The sequence below is a fragment of the Bacteroidales bacterium genome (assembly GCA_035342335.1).
Taxonomy (GTDB): Bacteria; Bacteroidota; Bacteroidia; order Bacteroidales; family JAGONC01; genus JAGONC01.
Genome location: DAOQWY010000053.1, coordinates 1 through 2,604 on the forward strand (window position 1 = coordinate 1; position 2,604 = coordinate 2,604).

6 protein-coding genes are annotated in these 2,604 nt (G+C 47.4%); all 6 read right to left on the reverse strand.

Annotated elements, in window-relative coordinates:
* Window positions 1–15: 15 nt before the first annotated feature.
* The 6 genes from rplF to rplN are packed head-to-tail and all read right to left on the reverse strand — an operon-like array spanning window position 16 to window position 2,568.
* Window positions 16–573 carry a 50S ribosomal protein L6 gene (gene rplF, locus PKI34_13580; GenBank protein HNS18836.1) on the reverse strand — a complete coding sequence of 186 codons (558 nt, stop codon included), beginning with the start codon at window positions 571–573 and terminating at the stop codon, window positions 16–18.
* Between the two features lie 16 nt (window positions 574–589).
* On the reverse strand, window positions 590–988 hold the full coding sequence (rpsH, locus tag PKI34_13585) for a 30S ribosomal protein S8 (GenBank protein ID HNS18837.1): 399 nt from the start codon (window positions 986–988) through the stop codon (window positions 590–592).
* Between the two features lie 37 nt (window positions 989–1,025).
* Window positions 1,026–1,295 carry a 30S ribosomal protein S14 gene (gene rpsN, locus PKI34_13590; protein HNS18838.1) on the reverse strand — a complete coding sequence of 90 codons (270 nt, stop codon included), beginning with the start codon at window positions 1,293–1,295 and terminating at the stop codon, window positions 1,026–1,028.
* A 6-nt stretch (window positions 1,296–1,301) separates the two neighbouring features.
* Complete coding sequence (rplE, locus tag PKI34_13595; GenBank protein ID HNS18839.1) at window positions 1,302–1,856, reverse strand: 50S ribosomal protein L5; 555 nt, start codon at window positions 1,854–1,856, stop codon at window positions 1,302–1,304.
* A complete protein-coding gene (rplX, locus tag PKI34_13600; protein ID HNS18840.1) occupies window positions 1,856–2,179 on the reverse strand; it encodes a 50S ribosomal protein L24 in 324 nt (107 codons plus the stop codon). The genes rplE and rplX overlap by 1 nt, the downstream gene beginning before the upstream one ends.
* A 20-nt stretch (window positions 2,180–2,199) precedes the next feature.
* Complete coding sequence (gene rplN, locus PKI34_13605) at window positions 2,200–2,568, reverse strand: 50S ribosomal protein L14 (protein HNS18841.1); 369 nt, start codon at window positions 2,566–2,568, stop codon at window positions 2,200–2,202.
* Between the last annotated feature and the right edge of the window lie 36 nt (window positions 2,569–2,604).

Sequence of the window (2,604 nt, forward strand, 5' to 3'; positions counted from 1 at the left end):
CATTTAAAAAACAGGTTATTTCTTTTCAGCTGCCTTGCCGGCTTTTCTTCTCAGTTGTTCATTCTCAAACTTGATCCCCTTGCCCTTGTAGGGTTCAGGAGGCCTGAGCGAACGGATCTTTGCCGAAACCTGGCCCAGCAGCTGCCTGTCGTGCGATTGCAGGATGATCAGGGGATTCTTTCCCCGTTCGATTTTTACTTCCGCCTTGATTTCAGGGGGAAGCTGAAAGATGATATTATGGGAATAGCCAACGGCGATGTCGAGCGTCTGTCCGTTCAGCGCAGCCTTATACCCAACGCCCACCATCTCCTGGGTAATTGTAAAACCCGTGGAAACGCCCTTGACCATATTCGCCAGCAGCGCCCTGTACAGACCGTGCTTGGACCGCGGCTCTATTTCATCGGAGCTTCTTCTGAGATGCAGCATGCCGTCTTCCACCCTGACTTCAATCTGGGGATCAACCTGCTGGCTAAGTTCTCCCATACTACCCTTTACCGTTACCCTGTTATCATCCGTGATGGTTATGTTGACACCTTCAGGAATGGAAATGGGTAATTTTCCTACTCGTGACATTGTTTATTCTCCTGTATTAGCTTATATAACATAGAACTTCACCGCCGATATTCAGTTTACGCGCTTCCTTATCGGTCATCACGCCCTGGGAGGTTGACAGTATGGCAATGCCAAGCCCGTTGAGGACCCGGGGCAGCCGTTCTGCATCCACATACTTGCGGAGCCCTGGTTTGCTGACACGCTTCAGTGAGTTGATCGCCGGCAATTTTGTCGAGGGATGGTACTTCAGGGCAATTTTTATGACACCCTGCACCTGGTCATCCTCGAATTTATAATTCAAAATATATCCTTTATCAAAGAGGATCTTTGTCATCTCTTTTTTTAGATTGGAGGCGGGGATCTCCACGATCCGGTGGTTGGCCTTCACCGCATTCCTGATTCGAGTCAGATAATCTGCAATTGGATCTGTCGTCATTGTGTATATCTCGGTTTAATTAATGGACATCATAACATTACCAGCTGGCTTTTTTCACACCGGGGATCAGTCCCTGGTTCGCCATCTCCCTGAAATTGATACGGGAGATACCGAACAGGCGGATGTATCCCCTGGAGCGGCCGGTAAGCTGACAACGGTTGTGCAGCCGGACGCTGGATGAATTTTTGGGCAGTTTCTGCAATGCGATGTAGTCACCTTTTTCTTTCAATTCTTTTCTTTTGGCCGCGAACCTCTTATTGAGCATAAGCCGTTTGATCTCACGAGCCTTCATTGATTCCTTCGCCATGTATACTTATTTTTGAGTTTTAAATGGTATTCCAAATTCTTTTAGCAATGCATAGGCTTCCTTGTCATTTTTGGCGGTTGTCACAAATGTGATATCCATTCCATTGATTTTGGCTACTTTATCGATATCGATCTCCGGAAAGATGATCTGTTCCGAAACACCGAAAGTAAAATTTCCCCTTCCGTCGAATCCCTTGTCGTTGATGCCTTTGAAATCCCGGATGCGGGGAATGGAAACCGAAACGAGCCTGTCGAGGAACTCATACATTTTGATGTCCCTCAGGGTCACCCGGATACCGATGGGCATACCCCGGCGCAACTTGAAATTCGATATATCCGTTTTTGATTTGGTGGTGACGGCTTTCTGACCCGTGATGGATGTCATTTCAACAATTCCGGTCTCCAGTAATTTTTTGTCCGTGATTGCTGATCCCATACCCTGGTTCAGGCAGATTTTCACCAGCCTGGGCACCTGCATCAGGTTGGTAAACTCAAACTGTTTCATCAATGCAGGAGTAATTTCTTCCTGGTATTGTTTTTTCAGACGTGGTACGTAGTTCATTACTTGATCACCTCCCCAGATTTAATTGAGAACCGGATTGCTTTATTGGTTTTCGGGTCGATTCTGCGCCCGGTACGCGTTGGTTTTCCGGAAGAATCGACCACCTTGAGGTTGGAAATGTGGATGGGCGCTTCCTTATGCAAAATCCCTCCCTTGGGATTCTGTGTGTTTGGCCTGCTATGCTTTGCCATCATGTTGACTCCTTCAACAATGGCATTTTCCTTATCGATGTCGATCTTAAGGACCCGGCCCTGCTGACCCTTGGAGTCACCGGCAATGACCATCACCGTATCTCCTTTGCGAATATGAAATTTCTTTTTCATCACTGTTCCGTATTTGATTGCTACAGTACTTCAGGTGCCAACGAAATGATCTTCATGTATTTCTTATCCCGGAGTTCCCGGGCCACCGGTCCGAATATGCGCGTACCGGCCATTTCTCCGGCAGTGTTCAACAGTACCACTGCATTATCGTCAAACCGTATGTAGGATCCGTCGTTCCGTCGGATCTCCTTTTTTGTCCGGACGACAACGGCTTTGGATACGGTTCCTTTTTTGATGTTGCCGGATGGAATGGCTGTTTTCACCGTGACGATGATCTTGTCGCCAATGGTTGCATACCTTTTTCCTGTTCCACCCAGCACGCGGATACAGAGCACTTCTCTGGCGCCACTGTTATCGGCAACTGTCAATCGTGATTCTTGTTGTATCATGGTTACTTGGCTCTTTCAATGATTTCCACTAATCTC